General features: G+C 73.8%; 4 protein-coding genes. All 4 read right to left on the bottom strand.

Annotation, left to right across the window (positions count from 1 at the left end; translation table 11 throughout):
- On the bottom strand, window positions 1–349 hold a 349-nt coding region (locus AB0J68_RS28585; RefSeq protein WP_363941548.1), incomplete at its 3' end, for a uroporphyrinogen-III synthase.
- Window positions 349–696, bottom strand: coding sequence for a nitrite reductase small subunit NirD (nirD, locus tag AB0J68_RS28580; protein ID WP_355139125.1), 348 nt, complete (start codon window positions 694–696; stop codon window positions 349–351). The genes AB0J68_RS28585 and nirD, both read right to left, overlap by 1 nt.
- Window positions 693–3,227, bottom strand: a complete 2,535-nt coding sequence (nirB, locus tag AB0J68_RS28575; protein WP_363941544.1) for a nitrite reductase large subunit NirB — start codon at window positions 3,225–3,227, stop codon at window positions 693–695. Before nirB ends, nirD begins: the two co-directional genes overlap by 4 nt.
- Window positions 3,224–3,969 (bottom strand): (2Fe-2S)-binding protein (locus AB0J68_RS28570; protein ID WP_363941542.1); only part of this gene is annotated, 746 nt, incomplete at its 5' end. The genes AB0J68_RS28570 and nirB, both read right to left, overlap by 4 nt.

The raw sequence follows: 3,969 nt of genomic DNA, 5'->3' as shown, positions 1-3,969 counted from the left end.
ACTGGTCGTGCAGCCCGGCCGCGCGGATCGCGCCGCGTGCCTTCGGGCCCCGGGCGACGACGTACGAGCTGGCGAGCACCGAACGCAGTGGTTCGGCCAGCCCCCAGCCCTCGGCCGCTTCCAGCCAGCCGCGCATCCCGATGCCGGTGTTGGCCATCAGGATGTCGGGTGGCTGGTCCAGGCAGGCGCGGGTCGCCTCGCGCAGTTCCGTGTCGTCGGACAGCGGCACGATCCGCAGCGCCGGGGCGAGCACCACGCGGGCGCCCCGGCGTTCGAGCAGCGCGGCCAACTCGTCGCGCCGCCGGTCGGCGGTCACCCCGATGGTGAAGCCGGCCAGTTCTTCCCGCATCAGCCCTCCCGTCGCAACCGCACTTCGACGATCCCGTCGTGGCAGCGCGTGTCGTGCCGGGCCACGGCCATCCCGGGCAGGTCGAGGCACTCCCCGGTGCGCAGGTCGTACACCTGCTTGTGCAGCGGGGAGGCGACCGTCGGCACGCTGCCGCGGCTGCCCACGATGCCCCGCGACAGCACGTACGCCCCGGAGACCGGGTCGCGGTTGTCGATCGCGAACAGCCCGTCCACGGTGTGGAAGAGGGCGACCTGCACGCCGTCGACCAGGGCGGCGGCGCCCCGGTTCGGTTCCAGCCGGTCGAGGGGGCAGACAGCGGTCCAGTCGAGCGTGGTCGTGTGGCTCATCGCCGTACCTCCGGAAGGCCGAGCGTGACGGGCTGCCGGCGGGCGTGGGCCGGCTCGGGGCGGGTGGTCGTCAGGGCGCGGGCCGGCACCGGCTGGCCGCGTTCCACGGCGAAGGTGATCGACGGGTCGGGCACGTCGGGGGCGTTGACGAAGGAGGTGTAGCGGCGCAGCCGCTCCGGGTCGTCCAGCACGTCGCGCCACTCGTCGGAGTACGACGCCACGTGTCGGGCCATCGCCGCGTCCAGGTCGGCGCAGAGCCCCAACGAGTCGTCCACGATCACCGCGCGCAGGTGGTCCAGGCCGCCGTCCATGGCCTCGATCCACCCGGCGGTGCGTTGCAGCCGGTCGGCGGTGCGGATGTAATACATTAAAAATCTATCGATTAGTCGAATCAGTGCTTCTGTCGACAAATCAGTGGCGAACAGGTCGGCGTGGCGGGGCCGGAAGCCGCCGTTGCCGCCGACGTAGAGGTTCCAGCCGGTCTCGGTGGCGATGATGCCGAAGTCCTTGCTGCGGGCCTCGGCGCACTCCCGGGCACAACCGGAGACCGCCGACTTGAGCTTGTGCGGCGCGCGCAGCCCGCGATAGCGCAGCTCCAGCGCAACGGCCAGCCCCACCGAATCCTGCACCCCGTACCGGCACCAGGTCTCGCCGACGCAGGACTTCACCGTGCGCAGCGCCTTGCCGTACGCGTGGCCGGACTCGAAACCGGCGTCCACCAGGCGTCGCCAGATCTGCGGCAGCTGCTCCACCCGGGCCCCGAACAGGTCGATCCGCTGCCCGCCGGTGATCTTCGTGTAGAGCTGGAAGTCCCGGGCGACCTCGCCGATGACGATCAGCTTCTCCGGGGTGATCTCGCCGCCGGGGATGCGGGGCACCACCGAGTAGCTGCCGTCGCGTTGCAGGTTGGCCAGGAAGTGGTCGTTGGTGTCCTGCAACGATGCCTGCTCACCGTCGAGCACGTGGCCGTTGCCCAGCGAGGCGAGGATCGACGCCACCACCGGTTTGCAGATGTCGCAGCCGCGTCCCCGGCCGTGCTCGGCGACCAGCCGGGAGAACGTGCGGATGCCGCGGACGCGGACGATCTCGAACAGCTCGCGGCGACTCACGTCGAAGTGCTCGCACAGCGCCGTGGACTGTGCGACCCCGGCCGCGTCCAGCAGCTGCTTGAGCATCGGCACGCAGGAGCCGCAGCTCGTGCCCGCCCGCGTGCACGCCTTCAACGCCGGCACGTCCGCGCAGCCGCTCGCGATGGCGTCGTCCAGGTCGCCGCGGGTGACCGCGTTGCAGGAGCAGACCTGGGCGGTGCCGGGCAGCGCTCCGGCGTCCGCGCCGCCGCCGTCCGGGGCGAGCAGCGCCAGCGGAGCGGCCGGCAGCGGGCCGCCCACACTGGCCCGCAACGTCGGGTACGCGCTGGCGTCACCCACCAGCACCCCGCCCAGCAGAGTGTGCGCGTCGTCGGAGAGGACCAGTTTCGCGTACACCCGGGTGGCCGGGTCGGTGAACGTGACGTCCAGGCAGTCCTCGGTGGTGCCGTGCGCGTCGCCGAACGACGCCACGTCGACACCGAGCAGTTTCAGCTTGGTGGCGGTGTCCGCGCCCGGGAAGGTCGCCGCGCCGCCGACCAAACGGTCGGCCACCACCTCGGCCGTCGCGTACCCGGGGGCGACCAGGCCGTGGCAGGTGCCGTCGACCGCCGCGCACTCACCGACGGCCCAGACGCGCTCGTCGGCGCTGCGGCAGGTCGCGTCGACGAGCACCCCGCCGCGCGGACCCAGCGGCAGGCCGGCGGCCCGCGCCAGCTCGTCGCGGGGCCGGATGCCGGCGGCCACCACGACCAGCTCGGCGTCGACCACGCGGCCGTCGGACAGCTCCAGGGCGTCGACCGCGCCGTCGGCGCCAGCCCGGATCGCGGTGGTGGCCACCCCGAGGTGGGTACGCACACCCAGCTCCTCGACGTAGCGGCGCAGCATCGCACCACCGGCCTGGTCCACCTGCACCGGCATCAGCCGGGGCGCGAACTCGACCACGTCGGTGCTCAGGCCGAGCAGGCGCAGGGCGTTCGCCGCCTCCAGCCCGAGCAGTCCGCCGCCGATCACCGCGCCGACCCGCCGGCCCCGCGCGTACGCCCGGATCGCCGCCAGGTCGTCCAGGGTCCGGTAGACGAACACGCCGGGCAGGTCGGCGCCGGGCACCGGCGGCACGAAGGGGTACGACCCGGTGGCCAGCACCAGCGCGTCGTAGCCGTACTCGCCGACGGCGGTGGTCACCACCCGCCGGGCGCGGTCGATGGCGGTGGCCGGCTCACCCAGGCGCAGCCGCACACCGTCGTACGGGGTGTGCACGTTGAGCTCGTCCTCGCTCACCCCGTCGAAGTACGCCGAGAGCCGCACCCGGTCGTACGCCGGACGCCCCTCCTCGGCCAGCACGGTCACCCGCCAGCGGCCCTGCGGATCACGGGCGCGCAGCGCGTCGACGAAGCGCTGCCCCACCATGCCGTTGCCGATGACGACCAGGTCCCGACCGCTCATCGCGTCACCTCCACCGATTCCGCTTCGGACAGCCAGTCGACGATGCCGCCGACCGCGTCCCGGCATCCGCCGCATCCGGTGCCGGCCCGGGTCCCCGCCACCACCGCGTCGACCGTCCGCGCGCCGGAGCGCCAGCACCGCACCAGCGCTCCCTTGGTGACGGTGTTGCACTGGCAGACGACTGCCGCGTCCGGCATCAGCGCCGGTGACGCGCTCGGCGCCGCGACGGCCCCGCCCAGCGCCCGGCCCAGCAGCAGGGCCCGCCGGTCGGCCGGCACCGGGTGACCCCGGTCGAAGAGCTGGATCACCGTGCCGACCGAGGGGTTGTCGCCGAGCAGGATCGCGCCGATCAGCCGCTCGTCGTGGATCCGTAGGCGGGCGTACGTGCCCCGGGCCGGGTCGGCGAAGGTCAGCTCCTCGCCCGGCCCGCCGCCCGCCGCGTCGCCCATCGCGGCCAGGTCGATTCCGGCCGCCTTGAGTCGGGTCACCACCGGCCGGGGTCGGTAGCGGGCCAGCGGGTCGGTGCCGGTCAGCACGTCGGCGAGCACCCGGGCCTGGGCCCAGGCGGGTGCGACCAGCCCGGTGATCGCGCCGTCGTGCTCGGCGCAGTCGCCGAGCGCCGAGACCCTCCGGTCGTTGGTGCGCAGCCGGTCGTCCACCACCACGCCGCGCCGCACGGTCAGCCCGGCGGCCTGCGCGAGGGCGGTGTCCGGGCGTACCCCGCAGGAGAGCACCAGCAGGT

Origin of the sequence: Micromonospora sp. NPDC049580 (genome assembly GCF_040675595.1) — a bacterium.
Taxonomy (GTDB): domain Bacteria; phylum Actinomycetota; class Actinomycetes; order Mycobacteriales; family Micromonosporaceae; genus Micromonospora.
Note: the sequence above shows the minus strand (reverse complement) of the source record. Positions and strands in the feature narration are given on the sequence as shown.